At 70.0% G+C, this 844-nt stretch carries 2 protein-coding genes and 1 pseudogene; all 3 read left to right on the forward strand.

Annotation, left to right across the window (positions count from 1 at the left end; translation table 11 throughout):
- Nucleotides 1-89, forward strand: an 89-nt coding sequence (locus tag B2J89_RS21220) for a 3-hydroxyacyl-CoA dehydrogenase family protein (protein ID WP_169170820.1), incomplete at its 5' end; no start/stop codon positions are given.
- A gap of 156 nt (nucleotides 90-245) precedes the next feature.
- Nucleotides 246-707, forward strand: a complete 462-nt coding sequence (locus B2J89_RS21225) for a MarR family winged helix-turn-helix transcriptional regulator (RefSeq protein ID WP_169170819.1) — start codon at nucleotides 246-248, stop codon at nucleotides 705-707.
- Between the two features lie 59 nt (nucleotides 708-766).
- Nucleotides 767-844: pseudogene (locus B2J89_RS22940) on the forward strand (organic hydroperoxide resistance protein); the annotation flags it as partial.

Here is an 844-nt window from a genome sequence, read left to right on the forward strand (position 1 = left end):
GCAAGTACCGCCCCTGCCCGCTGCTCAAGGAAATGGTCGCCGCCGGCCGCCTGGGCCGCAAGACCGGCCGCGGCATCTACCAATACTGAGCCGGACCAGGCCGCCCCGCACAGGCCGGACGGCACGCCGCCCGGCCTTTTTTTGCGCCCGTGCGCGTCCGGTAGCACCGCGCGCACGGTCCGGACGCCTTGGAGGGGCCAGGCAATTCAATTGCACAAAATTGAATTGCGACCAATAATGCGCCCATGCACCGCGATCCCCTTGCCCTGGACCCCAGCCCTCCGGCCCTGCAGCTCGACAACCAGGTCTGCTTTGCGCTGTACTCGGCCTCGCTGGCCATGACCAAGCTCTACAAGCCGCTGCTCGAGCAGATCGGCCTGACCTACCCACAGTACCTCGTCATGCTCGCGCTCTGGGAGCAGGACGGCACCACCGTCTCGGCGTTGGGCGAGCGCCTGTTCCTCGACTCGGGCACGCTCACGCCGCTGCTCAAGCGCCTGCAGGCCGCGCAGCTGCTCGAGCGCACGCGCGACGCGCAGGACGAGCGGCGCGTGCGCATCACGCTCACGCCGCAGGGCCGCGCGCTGCGCCAGGGCGCCGAGCGCATTCCCGCCTGCATGCGGCAGAGCACGCAGTGTGCGCTGCCCGAGCTGGTGGCGCTGACGGCGCAGCTGCACACCCTGCGCGACCGGCTGAGCGCGCGCTGACGCATTCCCGCATTCCCCCACCGTCCGCGCAGCGGACACCCACCGCAAAGGAAGCCACCATGACCCAGCTCGACAAAGTCCTCTACACCGCCAAGGCCCACACCACGGGCGGGCGCGACGGCGCTTCGCGCAGCGAC

The sequence above is a fragment of the Acidovorax sp. SRB_24 genome (assembly GCF_012931925.1).